The sequence below is a fragment of the Streptomyces winkii genome, assembly GCF_032248595.1.
GTDB classification, from domain to species: domain Bacteria; phylum Actinomycetota; class Actinomycetes; order Streptomycetales; family Streptomycetaceae; genus Streptomyces; species Streptomyces winkii.
On record NZ_JASTTH010000012.1, the window covers coordinates 146,225 to 165,048 of the forward strand.

An 18,824-nucleotide genomic window follows, 5' to 3' on the forward strand; every position below is an offset into this window, starting at 1 on the left:
GGCAGGAGGCGTCAGCCGAGCGGCAGCCGGTAGACCCCGCCGGGCAGCGGCTCGACGAGGCCGTCGGCCACCAGCCCGTCCAGGGCGCGGGCCCGCTGGACGGAGTCGTTCCACACGCGGTCGAGCGTGGCCTGCGGTACGGGCGTCACCGCCTCGCGGAGCACGGCCAGCAGCTTGCCGCGCACCTGGCGGTCGGTGCCCGCGTAGGTCTGGGTGCGCCGGGGTGGGTCGACGTGCTCGGGAGCGCCCGCCAGCTGCCACGCGCAGAGCTGCGTGATCGGGCACCGCGAGCAGTCGGGCGCGCGTGCGGTGCACACGAGCGCGCCGAGTTCCATCGTCGCCGCGGCCCAGCGCGCCGCCGTCGCCTCGTCCTCGGGAAGCAGCGCGCGGGCGAGCTTGCGCTCGGCGGCGGTGGTCGCGTTCGGCGGGTACTGGCGGCCGCTGACCGAACGCGCGAAGACGCGGCGGACGTTGGTGTCCAGGACCGCGTGCCGCTGTCCGTAGGCGAAGGAGGCGACGGCCGCCGCCGTGTACTCGCCGACGCCGGGCAGCGCGAGCAGTTGTGCGTGCTCCCGCGGTACGTCGCCGCCGTGCCGTTCCGCTATGGCGGCCGCCGCGCCGTGCAGCCGGAGCGCACGCCGCGGGTAGCCGAGCCGGCCCCAGGCGCGTACGGCCTCGCCGGGCGGTTCGGCGGCGAGGTCTGCGGGGCGCGGCCAGCGGCTCAGCCACTGTTCGTACACCGGCAGAACCCGGTTGACGGGGGTCTGCTGAAGCATGAACTCGCTGACCATGACTCCCCAGGCCCCCGCTTCGGGTCGGCGCCAGGGAAGGTCGCGGGCGTTCGCGTCGAACCAGTCGACGACGGGGGAGTGGAGTGCGCGGGCGGTCTGCTCGAAGGAGCCGGCGGTCTCTGCCGACTCGGGGCCGGGCTCGGGCTCGGGGGGTGCGGTCTCGGTGGTCGCAGTCATGGCAGGACCGATCCTGACACGGAGGCAGCCGCCCGGGAAACGCGACGCACAGGCCGGCGAGTGTGGTCCTCAGACTGTCGGCGCACGTCGGCGCCTCGCGCTACGGCGAGTTGGGGCCGGGCGGCGTGAAGTGCGCGGCGGCGCGGGCGAGATCGTGGGTGTACGGGGTCGTGCCGGGCCCTCTGGACACGGCGGGGCCGGCCTCCGGTTCCGTGCGGCCGGGTTCGTGCGGCCGGATTTGTACAGAGGGCCGGCGCGGGGCGAGCGGCGCCCTGTCGGCACGGTCGTCACATCAGCCGATGAGACGTGCGTGTGCAGGGCTTTCGCCGTTCCGCCACGAGTGGCACGCACGTTCATCATAAAAGTTGCCGCATCGTGCGACGGGTACCGGGCTATGGGATCCGCGCCGTCTCGTAAGGTTTCCGCGTGGGATCACTGCGTAATCCGATCGGACCCCTCCCTTCCTCCATCTACTGGCGCAGAAGGGCAGTTGCTCTTGCCGTCCTCGCGCTGCTGGTTCTGCTGTCGGTCTGGGCGCTCGGCCTGGGCGGCGGTCCCAGCGGCAACCAGGGCAAGGGCGACGACAACAAGCCGCCCGTCAGCACCATCACCCCGGGGCCGACGGATTCCGGTCCTGCGATCACCGAACACCCCGGCGGGCGCGACGAGTCGACGGAAGGCGGCGGCTCACAGGGCGGCTCCGGCGGCGGCGACGTCGGCGGTTCCGGCGGTGCGGACGGCGGAGGGTCCGACGGCGGCTCGGGCTGGCGGCCCGGCGGCAGCGGCTCCTCGGGCTCCGGCGGCGGCGACAGTGCGGGCGGCGGTTCCGCGAGCGGCGGGGGCTCCGGCTCCGGCGGGGGTTCGGCCGGCGGCGCGGCGGTACCGGCCGACTCCAAGCTGCCGGGCTGCGGCTCCGGCGTCACCGTCTCCCTGCGCACCGTGCACAAGGAGTACGAGGCAGGTGAGAAGCCCGAGTTCGAGCTGACGGCCACGAACAAGCGCGGCACCGCCTGCAAGCTCGACCTGGGACGTGCGGCGTCGGTCGTCACCATCAAGAGCGCCGGCGGAAAGAAGATCTGGGCCTCCGACGACTGCCTGCGCGACGAGGAGCCCGCCCTCTTCCAGCTGCCCGCGAGCGGGACCACGACCCACACGTTCACCTGGTACCGCGAGCCCAGCGCACCCAACTGCGGCACGCCCGCGGAGGATTCGGTGAAGTCGGGAGAGTACGAGATCGAGGTGGACGTCAAGGGCCTGAAGAAGCTCGACGCCTCCTTCGAACTGAAATAGGAGCCCGGCCCGCCGGGTGGGCCGCGCACGCGTCCGTGCGCCACTCGTCCGTGCGAACGCCCGCCCCGTGAACGCCCGTCCTAGACGTACCGCTCCAGGATGCTGGACTCCGCGAGCCTGGAGAGGCCCTCCCGCACGGAACGGGCCCGCGCCTCGCCCACCCCGTCGACCGTCTGGAGATCGTCGACGCTCGCCGCGAGCAGCTTCTGGAGACCGCCGAAGTGCTCGACGAGCCTCTCGATGACGGCGCCCGGCAGCCTCGGCACCTTCGCCAGCAGCCGGAAGCCGCGCGGCGAGACCGCCGAGTCCAGCGTCTCCGGGGCGCCGCTGTAGCCCAGCGCCCGCGCCACCGTGGGGAGTTCGAGCAGCTCGGAGTGGGTGAGCCTGTCGAGCTCGCCGAGCGCCTCGCCGACCGTGCGGGAGCGGCGCCCGCTCGGCTCCGGCACATAGTCGCGCGCGACCAGCTCGCGCTCCGGCTCCACGCCCGCGATCAACTCGTCGAGCTGGAGGGAGAGCAGACGGCCGTCCGTGCCCAACTCCACGACGTACTCCGCGATCTCCGTGGCGATGCGGCGCACCATCTCCAGCCGCTGCGCGACCGCGGAGACGTCGCGCACCGTCACCAAGTCCTCGATCTCCAGGGCGGAGAGAGTGCCCGCGACCTCGTCCAGCCGCAGCTTGTAGCGCTCCAGCGTGGCCAGGGCCTGGTTGGCGCGGGAGAGGATCGCGGCCGAGTCCTCCAGCACGCGGCGCTGCCCGTCCACGTACAGCGCGATCAGCCGCATCGACTGGCTGACCGAGACAACCGGATATCCCGTCTGGATCGAGATGCGCTGCGCGGTGCGGTGCCGGGTGCCCGTCTCCTCCGTGGGGATCGAGGCGTCGGGCACCAACTGCACGCCCGCGCGCACGATCTTGGTGACGTCCCGGTCGATGATCAGCGCGCCGTCGAGCTTGCACAGCTCGCGCAGCCTCGTCGCGGTGAAGTCCACATCGAGGATGAAACCGCCGGTGCACAGCGGTTCGACGTTCTTGTCCATGCCGAGGAGGATGAGTCCGCCGGTGTTGCCCCGCAGGACCCGCTCAAGGCCGTCACGCAGGGCCGTACCGGGCGCCACCGCGCTCAGCGTGGCGCGCATCAGGCCCTCGGCACCGGATCCTCCCCCACCGGTCCTGCCGGGAGCTGCTGCCCGGTCATTGGCTGCCACGGCACTCCTTCGGTCGTTCGTGCGTACGGGCGGGACCGGGGCAAAGTCTACCGGCGGCGCGCGCCGCACCCTACTGCGCTGGCGCGGCGGTACCGGGCTGACTACCGGGCTCGGCACCGGGCTGGAGCCTGCCGGACGCCCGGGACCGTGCGGGCAGCACGGCCAGCGCCTCCCCGATGTCCGCGACCTCGCGCACCCGCATGCCCTCGGGGATCTTCCCGGGGTCCGCCGGTACGAGGGCGTGGGTGAAGCCCAGACGAGCAGCCTCGGCGAGCCTGCGCTGCACGCCCGTGACCCTGCGCACCTCGCCCGCGAGGCCCACCTCGCCTATCGCGACGAGGTTCTTCGGGAGCGGGGTGTCGCTGGCGGCGCTCGCGAGCGCCAGCGCCACCGCGAGATCGGCGGCCGGCTCGGAGAGCTTCACACCGCCGACCGTCGCGCTGTAGATGTCGCGCTTGCCGAGGGCGCTGATCCGGCCGCGCTGCTCCAGCACGGCCAGCATCATCGAGACGCGGGACGTCTCCAGCCCGGAGGTCGTGCGCCGGGGCGAGGGGATCTGGCTGTCCACGGTCAGCGCCTGCACCTCAGCGACCAGGGGGCGGCGGCCCTCCAGGGTCACCGTCAGACAGGTGCCCGGCACCGGCTCGGCCCGCCTGGTCAGGAAGAGGCCCGACGGGTCGGCGAGGCCGGTGATGCCCTCGTCGTGCAGCTCGAAGCAGCCGACCTCGTCGGTCGTCCCGTACCGGTTCTTCACGCCGCGCACCAGGCGCAGCCTCGCGTGCCGGTCGCCCTCGAAGTGCAGGACGACGTCGACGAGGTGCTCCAGCAGGCGCGGCCCGGCGATCGAGCCCTCCTTCGTGACATGGCCGACGAGCAGCGTCGACATGCCGCGCTCCTTGGAGGCGCGGATCAGGGCCGCGGCCACCTCGCGGACCTGTGCGACCCCGCCCGCCGAGCCGTCGAGCTCGGGAGACGCGACGGTCTGCACGGAGTCCATGACCAGGAGGCTGGGCTTCACCTCGTCGAGATGCGCGAGGACGGCCGACAGGTCCGTCTCCGCCGCGAGATAGAGGTGGTCGCCGAGCGCGCCGATCCGGTCGGCGCGCAGCCGCACCTGGCCCGCGGACTCCTCGCCCGTGACGTAGAGGGTGTGGTGGGCCTCGTCGGAGGCCTTCGCCGCCACGTCGAGCAGCAGCGTCGACTTGCCCACGCCGGGCTCGCCCGCGACCAGCACCACCGCTCCCGGCACGAGCCCGCCGCCGAGCACCCTGTCCAGCTCGGGGACGCCCGTGCTGCGGGCGGCGACCTCCGTGGTGTCGACCTGGCCGATGGGCAGCGCGGACGCCGAGACGCGGCCGGGAGCGGTCGTGCGCACTGCGGGGGCGCCGCCCACCTCGTCGACCGTGCCCCAGGCGTGGCACTCCGGGCAGCGGCCGAGCCACTTGGCCGTCTGCCAGCCGCATTCTGAACAGCGGTACGACGGGCGGTCCTTGGCGGAGGGTTTGCGGGCAGCCATGGACGTCACCGTAGACGGGCGCGGTGACATCGGGACCACGGCCGCCCGTCCGCCCGGCCACGCGCCCGCTGCGCGCCCGCGCCCGTCACCCACGAGGGGACGCCTCTGGGCCCTTCGAGATGCCGCACGTCCCCTTTCGTGGGAGATCGTCACCCGTAAGGATTAAACCTGGGCAACTGGGTCCGCACCGGACGCGCGGCCCGCCTACCGTCTCCGGGTGATGAGCAGCAGGCGCGACCACTCCACGCACACCACCGGCGCACACCGTGCGCACTCGGTGCGGCGGCCGAAGCAGCACCAGCGTTCCGGTCCGTCGAAGGTCTTCAGCAGAGCCGGAGCGTCCCTGAAGGCCGAGGCGAACAGCCCCGCCCGGGCGGCGACTTCGGCCGTCGCCGACGGCACGCACGGCACCCGCGGCACCGCGCGGACGGCGGGCGCCACGGCCGGCACCGTCCCCTCTCCCGCCAAGGCCGGGGCGGACGGGCACTCAACCGGCCCGGGCCCGGCCTCCGTTGCGACGGCCACCGCCGGTGCGGCGCCCGCCGAGGGTTCGCCGGACCGCGGCATGGCGCGCTACGAGCCGTATCTGGACGGCCTGTTCACGTACTGCCTGTCGGTGATGTGCGAGCACGACGCGGCGATCAGTGCCGTCGCCGAGGCGCTCGTGATCGCGGAGCGGCAGCACGACCGCGACCGCGCACCGTCGCGCCGCACGCTCCACCGCCCGTGGCTGTACGCGCTCGCCCGCTGGGTCTGCCTGCGCCGTCTGGCCGAGCAGAACAGCCGCGGCGGCGACCGCGGCACGGTCCCCTCCACGGCGCCCCACCTCACGGACGCCGCCCGCACGCAGCGCCGCCGCGACCTCGCCGCCCTCGCGTGGCCGGAGGCCGCGGGCACCACGCCCGAGCAGCGCGAGGCGCTGGAGCTGGCCGTCCGCCACGGGCTGCCCGCGCACGAGGTCGCCGCCGTGCTGTCGCTGACCGCCGAGGCCGCCAGTGCGCTGCTCTCACAGGCCGCCTGCGAGGTGGAGCGCACCCGCGCCGCGCTCGCCGTCGTCAAGTCCGGTGGCTGCCCGGCGGTTTCGGGCCTCGCCGGTGAGGACCAGCTGCTCCTGGGCCCGGCCTTCAGGCGTGAACTCGTCAAGCACGTGGACGAGTGCGCGCACTGCCGCCGTGCCGCCGAGCGCGCGATGTCGGGCGTCGCCTGGCCCGGCACGGCTCCGGCCGGCACGTCGGTGCTGGCCGTGCTCGAAGCTCCGGTCCCCGCCGTCGAGGCGGCGGTGCTGGCCGTGCAGCGGGCGCGCTGCCGGCACACGCCCCGCTTCGACAAGACCGGCTTCCCGGTGGAGATCAAGGACCGCGGCGCCCGCCGCGACAGGCTGCGCAGCAGGGCCGTGACCACCACCGTCGTGGCCACCGTCATCGCCGCTCCCGTGCTCGCGCTGTGGGCCGCCTACCGGGGTGCGCCGCTGACCGGCGAGTCGGACGGCTCCTCGATCTCCGCGTCGGGCCCCGACGACGAATCCGCCCTGCGCGGGCAGCCGTTCGAGAACGCCGCGCAGGACCGCACGCGCGCGCACGACGGTCACCGTAAGCACGACAAGGACGCCTCCGACCGCAAGAAGCACCGCCGCGCGGGCGCCGACGACAAGGACGGCAAGAGCAGCGACGCCCCGGGCACCGGCGCGGGCAGGCTCACGGTCGACGCGCAGCCCGTCGGGGGCGCGACCCTCATCAGGCTGACGGCGAGCGGGAGTTCGCCCGTGCGCTGGTCGATGTCCGGCGACGCGTCATGGCTCGCCTACAGCCGTACGAGCGGGGTGCTGCGCCCCGGCGAGACCGCGACGGTCCGGGTCACCGTCCTGCGCAGCCGTGAGCCCGCGGGGGCCTGGGCCGCGCACATCCGGGTCGCGCCGTCCGGTGCCGTCGTGACGATTCAGGGCCGGGGCTCCGGATCCAGCTCCCCGACCCCTCCGCCGTCGGACGATCCGAGCTCGCCGCCGCCGTCGGACGACCCTTCGAGCCCCCCGCCCTCGGACGATCCGAGCTCGCCGCCGCCGTCGGATCCCCCCTCCTCCGGCGACCCGAGCTCGTCGCCCGGCTGAGCGCGGGCCGCCCGGTCGGGACGCCGGCAGGCGGTCAATCCCGAACGGGCCTGCCCCCGGCCGCCGTTCAGCTCCGCGCCGGCTGCGCCCGCTGCGGCGGGTCGGCCGGGTGGGGGGCCAGCAGCGGCAGCGGGGCGTACCGCGAACCCGCCTCCGTCCCGGAGCCCGCGCCGTCGGCCCCGGAGCCCGGCCCCGCCGCGGCGAGGCGCTGTTCGCAGAGCCCGGCGAGGATCTCGTATCCCGCCTCGCCCATCAGCTCCGTCAACTCCGGCCCGTACGAGACGTATACGGGCTCTCCCGCACCGTGCGCCGAGGGTGCCGAGGTGCACCACCAGTGCAGGTCGTGTCCTCCCGGCCCCCAACCGCGCCTGTCGTACTCGCCGATCGAGACGACCAGGATCTGTTCGCCGTCGGCCTGCTCGACCCACTCGAAGGTCCTGCGGATCGGCAGCTGCCAGCACACGTCCGGCTTGGTCTCCAGGGGCTCCCGGCCCTCCCGCAGCGCGAGCTTGTGCAGGGCACAGCCCTGGCCGCCGGAGAACCCCGGCCGGTTGTGGAAGATGCAGGCGCCTTCCCAGCGGCGCGTCTGGCGCTCGCCGTCCTCCTCGTCCTTCTCGACCCAGCCGGATTCCGTGCCCACGTCGTGGAACTGCCAGATCTCCGGCGTCAGCCGTGCCACGTGCGAGGCCACGCGCTCCTCGTCCTCCTCGTCGGCGAAGTGCGCACCCAGCGTGCAGCAGCCGTCGTCCGCCCGGCCGGGCCGGATGCCCTGGCAGCCCTGCCCGAAGACGCAGTGCCAGCGCGAGGTGAGCCATGTCAGATCGCAGCGGAAGAGCTGCTCGTCGTCGGCGGGGTCGGGGAACTCGACCCAGGCCCGGGGGAAGTCCAGGCCCGTCTCCTCGGCGCGCGGACCGGCGCCGTCGGGTGCCTCGTAAGCCTCGTGTGTCTCCTGAACTCTCTGCGCCTCCCGGGCCTGTTGCCCCGGCTGCCCTGACTGTCTGGACTGCCCCGGCTTGATCTTTCCGCCCTGCTTCCGGCGCTTCGCCGCTTTCGTCTTTCCCACGTGCCCCAGCGTAACCGCGGCGTGGCCTTGTACGGCTAGCGTGACCACATGAGACTCGGTGTCCTCGACGTGGGCTCAAACACGGTCCACCTCCTCGTCGTAGACGCGCACTCGGGTGCGCGGCCACTTCCCGCCTACTCGCACAAGGCGGAGCTCAGACTCGCCGAACTCCTCGACGAGGAGGGCGCGATCAGCTCCGACGGCGTCGACCGCCTCGCCGCCACCGTCACCGACGCCCTCCAGGTCGCCGAGGACCAGGGCGTCGAGGACCTTCTGCCGTTCGCCACCTCGGCGGTGCGCGAGGCCTCCAACGCGGAGCACGTCCTCGCCCGCGTCGCCGAGGAGACCGGCGTCAAGCTGGAGGTGCTCACCGGCGAGGACGAGGCGCGGCTCACGTTCCTCGCGGCGCGCCGCTGGTTCGGCTGGTCCGTGGGCCAGTTGCTGCTCCTCGACATCGGAGGGGGCTCGCTGGAGGTCGCGTTCGGCCAGGACGAGGAGCCGGACGCCGCCGTCTCCCTGCCGCTCGGCGCGGGCCGCCTCACCACCGCGTGGCTGCCCGGCGACCCGCCCGACTCGCAGGACCTGCGGGCGCTGCGCCGCCATGTGCGGGCCGAAATCGCCCGCGTCGTCGGCGAGTTCAGCCGCTTCAACGCACCGGACCACGTGGTGGGCACGTCCAAGACGTTCAAGCAGCTCGCGCGCATCGCGGGCGCGGCACGCACCGGCGAAGGCCCGTACGTCGACCGGCGCTTGACCCGCGAGGCGCTGGAGGAGTGGGTCCCGCGCCTCGCCGGCATGCCCACCGCCGAACGCGCGGAGCTGCCCGGCGTCTCGGAGGGCCGTGCCCGCCAACTCCTCGCCGGCGCCCTCGTCGCGGAGGGCGCGATGGACCTCTTCCGGGTCCAGGAGGTCGAGATCTGCCCCTGGGCGCTGCGCGAGGGGGTCATCCTGCGCCGCCTCGACCATCTGCGCGGGTCGTGAGATCCCTCACGGAGGCGGCGGCCGTACGGGCACGGCCGCGGCCTCCGCTCGCCCTCGTGGCACCGTCGTGACCAGCGGGACGACCAGGGGGTGTGCCGTGGAGGGGTGCTCTTCCGCTCCCGGGTTGATCGTCCGTCCGGAGCCTTAGGCTGTCTGCTGTGGTTCAACCTGCTGCGCGCGTCCCCGATGTGAAGGTCGCCCTGTCAACGGCCTCCGTCTATCCGGAGTCGACGGCGACGGCCTTCGAGATCGCCGCACGCCTTGGCTACGACGGTGTCGAGGTCATGGTGTGGACGGACCCGGTCAGCCAGGACATCGAGGCGCTGCGCCGCCTCTCCGACTTCCACGGCGTGCCCGTGCTCGCCGTACACGCCCCCTGCCTGCTGATCACGCAGCGCGTGTGGTCCACGGACCCGTGGGTCAAGCTCCAGCGGGCGCGCTATGCCGCGGAGCGGCTCGGTGCGTCGACGGTCGTCGTGCACCCGCCCTTCCGCTGGCAGCGGAACTACGCCCGCGACTTCGTGCGCGGCGTGTGGCGGATGGCGGGCGAGACCGATGTGCGCTTCGCCGTCGAGAACATGTTCCCGTGGCGCTACCGCGACCGCGAGATGCTGGCGTACGCGCCCGACTGGGACCCCACGCAGGACGACTACCGGCACTTCACGATCGACCTCTCGCACACGGCGACCTCCCGCACCGACACCCTCGCCATGGTGGACCGCATGGGCGACCGGCTCGGCCACGTACACATCGCCGACGGCAACGGCTCCAACAAGGACGAGCACCTCGTCCCGGGCCGCGGCACGCAGCCGTGCGCGGAGCTCCTGGAGAGGCTGGGGGAGAGTGGTTTCGACGGTCACGTGGTCGTGGAAGTCAACACCCGCCGCGCGATGTCATCGACCGAGCGCGAGAGCGACCTCGCCGAGGCGCTCGCCTACACCCGGCTCCACCTCGCCTCGGCGGCCGTGGGCGGCGCCGCCCCGCAGGGCGCGTCCCCTCAGGGGCAGCGATGACCCCGCACGGACCGGTGCGCAGACGCGGCCGCCCCGCCTCCGCGGAGAAGGCCGCGGGAGAGCCGGCCACGCGGGACCGGATCCTCAGCTCGGCGCGCACGGAGTTCGCGGAACGCGGCTACGACAGGGCCTCGATCCGTGCCATCGCGCGCGGCGCCGGCGTGGACTCCGCTCTCGTGCACCACTACTTCGGCACCAAGGAGCAGGTCTTCGCCGCCGCCGTCCAGGGCGCGTTCGCCCCGGCCATGGGCGTCCCCGACATGCTGCTGGCCGGCAGCCCCGAGGAGTGGGGCGAGCGGCTCGTGGGCCACATCTTCAGGATCTGGGAGAACGCGGTCACCCGCGATCCGCTGCTGGCCATCATGCGCTCGGCCGTCAGCAACGAGACGGCCGCCTCCATCTTCCGCGGCCTCATCTCCCGGAACCTCCTTCAGCGGGTCGCCTCCGGGCTCGACAAGCCCGACGCGGCCCTGCGCGTGGAGCTGGCCCTCGCCCAGCTCGTGGGCACCGCCATGCTGCGTTACGTGATCAAGGTGGAGCCGATCGCCTCGGTCCCGGCGGAGGAGCTGATCCCGCGGCTCGCGCCGGTGGTGCAGCGGCATCTGACCGGCTGAGGCCCGGGTCCCCGGCGGTGCGTCGGGGGACCGGCCCCGGACCATCGCCCCGACCCGTCCGGAGCCCGGTCCCGAAGGGTCTCAGCATGTGATCCCCGGGTCCGGATCCCGGTCGGCAAGGCGTACCCTCGGGGGCTACCGATGTGCGAGCTGCCGCCCGAGCCGAGGCGCCGCAGGCGCCGGACGGCACGCACCGGGCGTCCCCGCGCGCCGTCCGAGAGCGCACGCACCGTACGAGGAGTGCCACCATGCCCGAGCTGAGGTCCCGTACCGTCACACACGGCCGCAACATGGCGGGCGCCCGAGCCCTCATGCAGGCCTCGGGCGTAGCGCGTGAGGACTTCGGCAAGCCGATCATCGCGGTGGCCAACAGCTTCACCGAGTTCGTGCCGGGCCACACGCACCTCCAGCCGGTCGGCCGGATCGTCAGCGAGGCCGTCCACGCCGCGGGCGGCATCCCCCGCGAGTTCAACACCATCGCCGTCGACGACGGCATCGCGATGGGCCACGGCGGAATGCTCTACTCGCTGCCCTCGCGCGACCTGATCGCGGACTCCGTCGAGTACATGACGGAGGCGCACTGCGCGGACGCGCTGATCTGCATCTCCAACTGCGACAAGATCACGCCCGGGATGCTCAACGCCGCGATGCGCCTGAACATCCCCACCGTCTTCGTCTCCGGCGGCCCCATGGAGTCCGGCACGGCGACGCTGGTCAACGGCACGGTCCGCAAGCTGGATCTGATCAGCGCCATCTCCGAGTCGGCCAACGACAGCGTCTCGGACGAGGACATGCGCCGCATCGAGGACAGCGCCTGCCCCACCTGCGGCTCCTGTTCCGGCATGTTCACCGCCAACTCGATGAACTGCCTCACCGAGGCGATCGGCCTCTCCCTCCCCGGCAACGGCTCCGTGCTCGCCACGCACACCGCCCGCAAGGCGCTCTACGAGGACGCCGGAGCGACCGTCGTCGAGCTGGCCCGGCGCTACTACGAGCAGGACGACACGACCGTGCTGCCCCGCAGCATCGGCTCCCGCGCCGCCTTCGAGAACGCCATGGCCCTCGACATCGCCATGGGCGGCTCCACGAACACGATCCTGCACCTGCTGGCCGCGGCCCAGGAGGCCGAACTCGACTTCACCATGGCGGACATCGACGCGCTCTCCCGCGCGCTGCCCTGCCTGACGAAGGTCGCGCCCAACGGTACGTACTACATGGAGGACGTGCACCGCGCCGGCGGCATCCCCGCCATCCTCGGCGAGCTGTACCGCGCGGGCCTGCTCAACGAGGACGTGCACAGCGTGCACTCGCCGTCCCTCGCCGACTGGCTCAAGAGCTGGGACATCCGCGGAGGTTCGCCCTCCTCGAAGGCGACGGAGCTGTTCCACGCCGCGCCCGGCTGCGTCCGTTCCGCGACGGCGTTCTCCCAGTCCGAGCGCTGGGACGCGCTCGACACCGACACCGCCGGCGGCTGCATCCGCGACATCGAGCACGCCTACTCGACCGAGGGCGGCCTCGCCGTCCTCTACGGCAACCTCGCCGAGAACGGCTGCGTCGTGAAGACGGCCGGCGTCGACGAGTCGATCCTCACCTTCACCGGCCCGGCGGTGGTCTGCGAGTCGCAGGAGCAGGCCGTCGAGGCCATCCTGGCCAAGCAGGTCAAGGAGGGCGACGTCGTCGTCATCCGCTACGAGGGCCCCAAGGGCGGCCCCGGCATGCAGGAGATGCTCTACCCGACGTCGTTCCTCAAGGGCCGCGGGCTCGGCAAGGCGTGCGCGCTGGTCACGGACGGGCGGTTCTCGGGCGGCACTTCGGGCCTGTCCATCGGCCACGTCTCACCGGAGGCGGCAGGCGGCGGCGCGATCGCGCTCGTCGAGACCGACGACGAGATCGTCATCGACATCCCGAACCGCACCATCCGGCTGAACGTGCCCGACGAGGAACTGGCCGCGCGCCGGGCCGCGTTGAACGGCACGTACGCCCCCCGCGACCGCGAGCGCAAGGTCTCCACGGCCCTGCGGGCGTACGCGGCGATGGCCACGAGCGCCGACAAGGGCGCGGTGCGCGATCTGACGCAGCTCGGCGGCTGATCCGCCCGGGCGAGCGGGCCGCGGCTCCTCGCCCGGTTCGGATTTCAGAAGGCTTCGGCGGCCCGTCCGTACGTACGCCGGACGGACTCCCGTCCGCCCGGCGCTTCCGGGTGTGCTCCGGTGAACCACCCGGAAGGGCCTCGGGGAGAACCCTGAACCGCCCCCGATATCCGTCGTTTTGTCTTTCCCGTCCCTCCCGCGGTGCGCATCATCGAGTCCGCACACGTCCCCGCAGGAGCCGGAGAGAGGCAGCACCGTGAGTCAGCATCCCCTCGGCCTCGCAGCCGCCGACCCCGCCGGCGTCTGGGCGGCGGCCATCGGCACCGCGGGCGTGTTCACCCTCCTGATCGTGCTGGTGTGGCAGATCGCCGCGACCTGGCGGGCCCGCATGCTCGCGGCGCGCGAGGAGCAGTACAAGGAGCTCGCCCGCAAGTACGCCGAACTGCTGGAGGACAACGTCGAGTTGCACCGCCGCAGTGCCGAGGAGCTCACGACGGCCCGCCGGTCCATCGAGGCGATGGACCGGAAGCTGATGCGCGAGGTCGAATGACGGCCTGAGCCGGACGCCGGACGCCGGACGCCGGACGCCGGACGGCGAACGCCGTACGGCCAAGCTTGTGACCGCCGGTCACCTCGGTCTCCTCGGGCACCTCGGTCACGTCGAGGGCGACGAGGACCGCGCCGCGGCCACTGCACCCGAAGCCGCCGCGGCGGCCCGCGAGTTGTGCTCCTCCTCCCACGCCGCCAGAGCCATCCCGCACGCGTGGTCCACGTGCCGGAGTCCCGCCAGGTTCAGCTCCACCGCGCGGTCCGCGGGCAGCGCCTCCAGCTGGTCCAGCAGTTTGGGCAGCCGCAGGAACGTCGCGTTGCCCAGCACCCGTACCCGCAGCGCCCCCTCGCCGCCCGCGTCGTCCGTCTCGACCTGTACGTGCGACATCTCCCACGCGGTCTTGACCACCGCCAGCAGCAGCCCGATCAGCACCCCCTCGAACATGTTGATCCCCACGATCGCGAGGGCCGTCACACCCAACACCACCGCCTCCGCGCGGTGTTCACGCCACAGCGGCACGAACTCCCGTACGGGGATGAGCTTCCAGCCCGCGTGCACCAGCACCCCTGCGAGCGCCGCCACCGGAATCATCCCCAGCGCACCCGGCAGCACCGCCACGAAGAGCAGCAGCCACGCGCCGTGCAGCACGCGCGCCAGCTTCGTACGCGCACCGGCCGACACGTTCGCGGAGCTGCGCACGATGACGGCCGTCATCGGGAGCGCGCCCAGCGCGCCGCATACGGTGTTGCCCGCGCCCTGAGCCATCAGCTCCTTGTCGTAGTCCGTACGCGGACCGTCGTGCAGCCGGTCCACGGCGGCCGCGCTGAAGAGCGACTCGGCCGAGGCGATGAGCGTGAAGGCGAGGAGGGTCGTGGCCACGCCGAAGGACGCCAGCGCCCCGAAGTCCTCGGCGCCGGGCGGCTGTACGGCGTCGAGCAGGCCCCGCACCCGTACGCGCGCGACCGGCAGATCGAGGACGGCCGTCACGGCGGTCGCGAGGCCCACGGCGGCCAGCGGCGCGGGCAGCACCTGCGCGGCGCGCCGCCACTTCGGCCAGATCACCAGCACCGCGATGGTCCCCGTCCCCACGAGGAGGGCGGTCCGGGCGGCGCCGTCGCTGAGCAGCCCGTCCACGAGGCCGGGCAGCCCCATGAGCTTTCCGGGGCCGCTGCCCGGCGCCTCCGCGTCCGCGAGGGCGTAGACCTGTCCGGCGATCAGCACCATCCCGATTCCGGCGAGCATGCCCTGCACGACGGCGACGGAGATCGCCCGGAACCATCGGCCCAGGCGCAGCGCGCCCATGGCCAGTTGGAGCACTCCGGCGCCCAGCACGAGCACGCCGAGCACCCCGAGCCCGTACGACTGCACGGCCTCGTACACGAGCACGGTGAGACCCGCCGCGGGGCCGCTCACCTGGAGGCTGCTGCCCGGCAGCAGCCCGGTGACGAGGCCGCCCACGATCCCGGTGACCAGGCCCAGTTCGGCCGGTACTCCGGACGCGACGGCCACGCCCACGCACAACGGAATTGCGACGAGGAAGACGACGAGGGAAGCGGTGACATCGGCCCGCAGGTTCGCGTGGGCCGTGAACTGCGTACGCATGAGGCATCTCCAGCCCGCTCCGCCGCCCGGCGCGCAGAGCGCACGGAGGCACGGCGAGCGGGTCGCTGCGAGGTTCGCTGAGGGTTCGCTGAAGGGAGGGTTCGCCGGCCCGGAGAGGGCGAGGGCAGCGGGCGCGCTTGGCGGCGGCAGGCCCGCTCAGCCGGATTCCTCCGGGCGGTGGTCGAACGGACGCGGGAACGCGCGAACGATCAGCAGCGGAACGTCTGGTGGAGTACGGGCACGCCGACGGAACGACTCCTGGGCGGCCCTTCACGCACGGTGACCGAATCCGCCCAGCGGCGGCCCGTCCGCCACTCCGCATCGCAGCCGCACATGCGCGCCGGCGCCCTCGCCGGAGCCTGGACGGCGGTCGCGCGGCGCGGTCCGTGCCTCGGCTTGCAGTCGTCCTCGGCGGTGCCGGAGTGCTCGTGCGGGACGGCCGCGTATGCGGGCGCCGTCGCGGCCGTACGTCCGTCCTGCCCGATGGCCTGCGCGGATGCGGTCTCCATGCCCAGCAGCGCGGCGAGCAGCAGCACGACGGCGGTCACGAGTCCGCGCATCGCGCGGTCCGCGCTCACCGGCATCAAGGCTCCCTCGGCTCGCTTCCCGGCTCGTTGACAGGAGACTTCATTTTGTCGAGAAGCCCGTGTGTGTTTGCAAGTCGGCACATGCACCGTGCGTGAAAAGCGACGTACAGATGGCTGTATCCCGACCCCGCCGTGCGAGGGCCCACGAAGGAGGCGTCATCTCGCGCTTGACGCGGGCGGGAGACCCGTCACACAATTCATCGCATGATGAATAAACGTCCCGCAGGGCCGGTCTCACAGGAGCCGGCCGGGCCGGGCCGCCCCGCCATCCACGCCGCCGGCCTCAGCGTCGTCCGAGGCGGCCGTACGGTCGTGGACGACCTCACCTTCGACGTCCCACCGGGCACCGTCACCGGCCTGCTCGGGCCCTCGGGGTGCGGCAAGTCCACGCTCATGCGCGCGATCGTCGGCACCCAGGCCAAGGTCACCGGCACCCTCGACGTGCTCGGCCGCCCCGCCGGCACGGCACCGCTGCGCGCCCGCGTCGGCTACGTCACGCAGGACCCGTCCGTGTACGGGGACCTGACCGCGCGCCAGAACCTCGACTACTACGCGGCCGTTCTCGGCATCCCCCGCAGGGAGCGCGCCGGGATGGTGGACCGCGCCCTGCACGACGTGGATCTCTCCTCCCACGCCGACTCCCTCACCTCGAACCTCTCCGGCGGCCAGCACTCACGCGTCTCGCTCGCCGTCGCCCTGCTCGGCTCGCCCGAGCTGCTGGTCCTGGACGAGCCCACGGTCGGCCTCGACCCCGTGCTCCGCCGCGACCTGTGGAACCTCTTCCACCGCCTCGCCGAGCGCGGCACCACGCTCCTCATCTCCTCCCACGTGATGGACGAGGCGGACCGCTGCCAGAACCTCCTGCTCATGCGCTCGGGCCGGCTGCTGGCCGACGACTCCCCGGACGCGCTGCGCACCCGTACGCACACCGAATCGGTCGAAGACGCCTTCCTGCATCTCGTGGACGAGGCACGCAGGGCCGAATCCGCCGTCTCCTGAACGGCGCCCGGCCCGTCCGGCCACCGCCGACCCCAGAACTCCGAACTTCCCTCCCATGGAGAACATCAGCCATGAAGCCGGCCCGAACCCTCGCCACCGCCCGGCGCGTACTGCGCCAACTCGGCCACGACCGTCGCACGATCGCGCTGCTGCTCTTCGTGCCCGTCCTGCTCCTCGTCCTCCTGTACTACGTCTTCGACGCCGACCGCCGGGCCTTCGACGGCATCGGCGCGTCCCTGCTCGGCATCTTTCCGCTGGTGACGATGTTCCTGGTCACCTCCATCGCCACCCTCCGCGAACGCACCTCCGGCACGCTGGAGCGGCTGCTGTCGATGCCGCTGGGGAAGGGCGACCTGATCGCCGGGTACGCGCTCGCGTTCGGCGTGCTCGCCGTGGTGCAGGCGTCCATCGCCACCGGGGTCGCCGTCTGGCTCCTCGACCTCGACTTCGCGGGCTCGCCCGGGATGCTGCTCATGATCGCCCTGCTCGACGCGATCCTCGGCACGGCCCTCGGGCTCTTCGTGAGCGCCTTCGCCTCGTCGGAGTTCCAGGTGGTGCAGTTCATGCCGGCGATCGTCTTTCCGCAGATCCTGCTCTGCGGTCTCTTCGCGCCGCGCGACACCATGCAGCCGGTCCTGGAGTACATCTCGAACGTCCTGCCCATGTCGTACGCGGTCGACGGCATGAACGAGGTGCTCCAACACACCGACCCCACCGGCGACTTCGTACGCGACGCCGTCATCGTCGCGGGCTCGGCGCTCCTCGTACTCCTCGTGGGCGCGGCGACGCTCCGCCGCCGTACTCCCTGACGGCACTCCCTGACGACTGGGTCCTGACGACGCGGCCACGGCGCATCCACCAGCCGGACGGTTGCGCTGCGGCCGTCCGGCCGGTGCGAGGATGAGGAGAGCACGCGTACGCACTGGACGAGGTGAACCACCCCATGACCCAGAAAGTCGCCGTCCTCGGCACCGGCAAGATCGGTGAGGCCCTGCTCTCCGGAATGCTCAGGGGCGGCTGGTCACCGTCCAACCTGCTGGTGACCGCGCGCCGTCCGGAGCGGGCACGGGAACTCCGCGAGCGGCACGGCGTCGAGGCCGTCAGCAACACGGACGCCGCGAAGCGCGCGGACACCCTCATCCTCACGGTCAAGCCGCAGGACATGGGCACCCTGCTCGACGAGCTGGCACCGCACACCCCTGCCGAACGCCTCGTGATCAGCGGCGCCGCCGGCATTCCGACCTCGCTCTTCGAGGAGCGGTTCCAGCCCGGCACCCCCGTGGTCCGCGTGATGACGAACACCCCGGCCCTCGTGGACGAGGCCATGTCCGTGGTCTCGGCAGGCACACACGCCACCGAGGCCCATCTCGCCCTCGCCGAAGAGATCTTCAACGGAGTCGGCAAGACGCTCCGCGTCCCGGAGAGCCAACAGGACGCGGCCACCGCCCTGTCGGGCTCCGGCCCGGCCTACTTCTACTTCCTGGTCGAGGCGATGACGGACGCCGGGATCCTGCTGGGGCTCCCTCGCGACAAGGCCCACGACCTCATCGTCCAGGCGGCGATCGGGGCCGCCGTGATGCTCCGCGACAGCGGCGACCACCCGGTGACCCTGCGCGAGAACGTGACGTCCCCCGCCGGTACCACCATCAACGCGATCCGCGAGTTGGAGAACCACCGGGTGCGCGCAGCGGTGCTCGACGCCCTCGAGGCGGCACGCGACCGCAGCCGCGAACTGGCCGCGGGCAAGGGCTGATTCGGGCCTACGTCCCTCGACCAGGTGCCGGTTTGGGACACGTTCGAGGGTGGTGTAGGCTCCAACAGTTGCCAGTCAGCCGTAATGGTTTGCCCGGCAGCACTTCCGCCGTTCGTCGGCTGTTTCTTTGGGTGTGTTTCCTGGCCCCCTGTGGGGCTGTTTTTCGTGTGTTCGTGTGCGGAAATCAGTTCGGTGTGGGGTGTGTGGCGTCTCGATTTTGAGGTGTCGGGGAGTTGCCTCTAAAGTAGCGGTCGCGCCGGAAGGCGCCCCCGCCCGACGGGGAATCGGATGTGTGAATCCGGGCCTGGAAACAGGCCGGAAAAGCCTCTGGTAGAGTCGGGGTTTACCGAGAGGGATGCGCCCGGAGTGGCCCTGGGATATGGGTTGTGATGGAAGCGTTCGTTCTTTGAGAACTCAACAGTGTGCCAAAAGTCAACGCCAGATATGTTGATACCCCGTGCCTCCGGGATGTTGTTTGTCTTGGGG

The 18,824-nt window shown here is 72.5% G+C and carries 16 protein-coding genes; 10 read left to right on the forward strand and 6 right to left on the reverse strand.

The genetic code is table 11. From position 1 onward, the window contains the following. Positions 1-11 precede the first annotated feature (11 nt). A complete protein-coding gene (locus QQM67_RS29705; RefSeq protein ID WP_314178333.1) occupies positions 12-968 on the reverse strand; it encodes an HhH-GPD family protein in 957 nt (318 codons plus the stop codon). A 426-nt stretch (positions 969-1,394) separates the two neighbouring features. On the opposite strand from QQM67_RS29705, the gene QQM67_RS29710 reads away from it, so the two are divergent. Then, positions 1,395-2,258: a hypothetical protein gene (locus QQM67_RS29710; RefSeq protein WP_314178335.1), complete on the forward strand. Its 864-nt coding sequence runs from the start codon at positions 1,395-1,397 to the stop codon at positions 2,256-2,258. An 80-nt stretch (positions 2,259-2,338) separates the two neighbouring features. Here QQM67_RS29710 and disA read toward each other — a convergent pair whose 3' ends face one another. Further along, entirely contained in the window at positions 2,339-3,466 is a 1,128-nt protein-coding gene (gene disA / locus QQM67_RS29715) for a DNA integrity scanning diadenylate cyclase DisA (RefSeq protein WP_314178337.1), read from the reverse strand. 70 nt (positions 3,467-3,536) lie between these two features. Next, entirely contained in the window at positions 3,537-4,982 is a 1,446-nt protein-coding gene (gene radA, locus QQM67_RS29720; RefSeq protein ID WP_314178339.1) for a DNA repair protein RadA, read from the reverse strand. A 220-nt stretch (positions 4,983-5,202) separates the two neighbouring features. Between radA and QQM67_RS29725 the strand changes: the two genes are divergently transcribed. Then, a complete protein-coding gene (locus tag QQM67_RS29725; protein WP_314178341.1) occupies positions 5,203-7,086 on the forward strand; it encodes a hypothetical protein in 1,884 nt (627 codons plus the stop codon). A 67-nt stretch (positions 7,087-7,153) separates the two neighbouring features. Here QQM67_RS29725 and QQM67_RS29730 read toward each other — a convergent pair whose 3' ends face one another. Continuing rightward, positions 7,154-8,149: a hypothetical protein gene (locus tag QQM67_RS29730; RefSeq protein ID WP_399067911.1), complete on the reverse strand. Its 996-nt coding sequence runs from the start codon at positions 8,147-8,149 to the stop codon at positions 7,154-7,156. 48 nt (positions 8,150-8,197) lie between these two features. On the opposite strand from QQM67_RS29730, the gene QQM67_RS29735 reads away from it, so the two are divergent. The 5 genes from QQM67_RS29735 (at position 8,198) to QQM67_RS29755 (ending at position 13,397) form a co-directional block, all read left to right on the forward strand. Continuing rightward, the gene (locus QQM67_RS29735) at positions 8,198-9,130 is read left to right on the forward strand and encodes a Ppx/GppA phosphatase family protein (protein WP_314178342.1); all 933 of its coding nucleotides are present in this window, start codon (positions 8,198-8,200) and stop codon (positions 9,128-9,130) included. A gap of 158 nt (positions 9,131-9,288) precedes the next feature. Continuing rightward, the gene (locus QQM67_RS29740) at positions 9,289-10,143 is read left to right on the forward strand and encodes a sugar phosphate isomerase/epimerase family protein (RefSeq protein ID WP_314178344.1); all 855 of its coding nucleotides are present in this window, start codon (positions 9,289-9,291) and stop codon (positions 10,141-10,143) included. Continuing rightward, entirely contained in the window at positions 10,140-10,757 is a 618-nt protein-coding gene (locus tag QQM67_RS29745) for a TetR/AcrR family transcriptional regulator (RefSeq protein ID WP_314178346.1), read from the forward strand. Before QQM67_RS29740 ends, QQM67_RS29745 begins: the two co-directional genes overlap by 4 nt. Before the next feature lie 248 nt (positions 10,758-11,005). Next, on the forward strand, positions 11,006-12,847 hold the full coding sequence (gene ilvD, locus QQM67_RS29750) for a dihydroxy-acid dehydratase (protein ID WP_314178348.1): 1,842 nt from the start codon (positions 11,006-11,008) through the stop codon (positions 12,845-12,847). A gap of 256 nt (positions 12,848-13,103) precedes the next feature. Further along, positions 13,104-13,397: a hypothetical protein gene (locus QQM67_RS29755; protein ID WP_314178350.1), complete on the forward strand. Its 294-nt coding sequence runs from the start codon at positions 13,104-13,106 to the stop codon at positions 13,395-13,397. Positions 13,398-13,502: 105 nt separating this feature from the next. Here QQM67_RS29755 and QQM67_RS29760 read toward each other — a convergent pair whose 3' ends face one another. Then, on the reverse strand, positions 13,503-14,999 hold the full coding sequence (locus QQM67_RS29760; RefSeq protein WP_314178351.1) for a SulP family inorganic anion transporter: 1,497 nt from the start codon (positions 14,997-14,999) through the stop codon (positions 13,503-13,505). 209 nt (positions 15,000-15,208) lie between these two features. After that, a complete protein-coding gene (locus tag QQM67_RS29765) occupies positions 15,209-15,583 on the reverse strand; it encodes a hypothetical protein (protein WP_314178353.1) in 375 nt (124 codons plus the stop codon). A 207-nt stretch (positions 15,584-15,790) separates the two neighbouring features. Here QQM67_RS29765 and QQM67_RS29770 point away from each other — a divergent pair, with 207 nt between their 5' ends. The 3 genes from QQM67_RS29770 to proC all read left to right on the forward strand — a co-directional run bounded on the left by QQM67_RS29770 (position 15,791) and on the right by proC (position 18,338). Continuing rightward, entirely contained in the window at positions 15,791-16,585 is a 795-nt protein-coding gene (locus QQM67_RS29770; RefSeq protein ID WP_314178355.1) for an ABC transporter ATP-binding protein, read from the forward strand. A gap of 71 nt (positions 16,586-16,656) precedes the next feature. Next, positions 16,657-17,394: an ABC transporter permease gene (locus QQM67_RS29775; RefSeq protein WP_314178357.1), complete on the forward strand. Its 738-nt coding sequence runs from the start codon at positions 16,657-16,659 to the stop codon at positions 17,392-17,394. Between the two features lie 134 nt (positions 17,395-17,528). Further along, positions 17,529-18,338 (forward strand): pyrroline-5-carboxylate reductase, encoded by an 810-nt coding sequence (gene proC / locus QQM67_RS29780; protein WP_314178359.1) that lies wholly within the window; start codon positions 17,529-17,531, stop codon positions 18,336-18,338. Positions 18,339-18,824 lie beyond the last annotated feature (486 nt).

Excerpts from the sequence above, each read along its gene's own strand:
- QQM67_RS29770 (WP_314178355.1), top strand. The coding sequence starts at position 15,791 with ATGATGAATAAACGTCCCGCAGGGCCGGTCTCACAGGAGCCGGCCGGG.
- ilvD (WP_314178348.1), top strand. The coding sequence starts at position 11,006 with ATGCCCGAGCTGAGGTCCCGTACCGTCACACACGGCCGCAACATGGCG.
- QQM67_RS29745 (WP_314178346.1), top strand. The coding sequence starts at position 10,140 with ATGACCCCGCACGGACCGGTGCGCAGACGCGGCCGCCCCGCCTCCGCG.
- radA (WP_314178339.1), bottom strand. The coding sequence starts at position 4,982 with ATGGCTGCCCGCAAACCCTCCGCCAAGGACCGCCCGTCGTACCGCTGT.
- QQM67_RS29760 (WP_314178351.1), bottom strand. The coding sequence starts at position 14,999 with ATGCGTACGCAGTTCACGGCCCACGCGAACCTGCGGGCCGATGTCACC.
- QQM67_RS29775 (WP_314178357.1), top strand. The coding sequence starts at position 16,657 with ATGAAGCCGGCCCGAACCCTCGCCACCGCCCGGCGCGTACTGCGCCAA.
- QQM67_RS29735 (WP_314178342.1), top strand. The coding sequence starts at position 8,198 with ATGAGACTCGGTGTCCTCGACGTGGGCTCAAACACGGTCCACCTCCTC.
- proC (WP_314178359.1), top strand. The coding sequence starts at position 17,529 with ATGACCCAGAAAGTCGCCGTCCTCGGCACCGGCAAGATCGGTGAGGCC.
- QQM67_RS29765 (WP_314178353.1), bottom strand. The coding sequence starts at position 15,583 with ATGCCGGTGAGCGCGGACCGCGCGATGCGCGGACTCGTGACCGCCGTC.
- QQM67_RS29725 (WP_314178341.1), top strand. The coding sequence starts at position 5,203 with ATGAGCAGCAGGCGCGACCACTCCACGCACACCACCGGCGCACACCGT.
- QQM67_RS29705 (WP_314178333.1), bottom strand. The coding sequence starts at position 968 with ATGACTGCGACCACCGAGACCGCACCCCCCGAGCCCGAGCCCGGCCCC.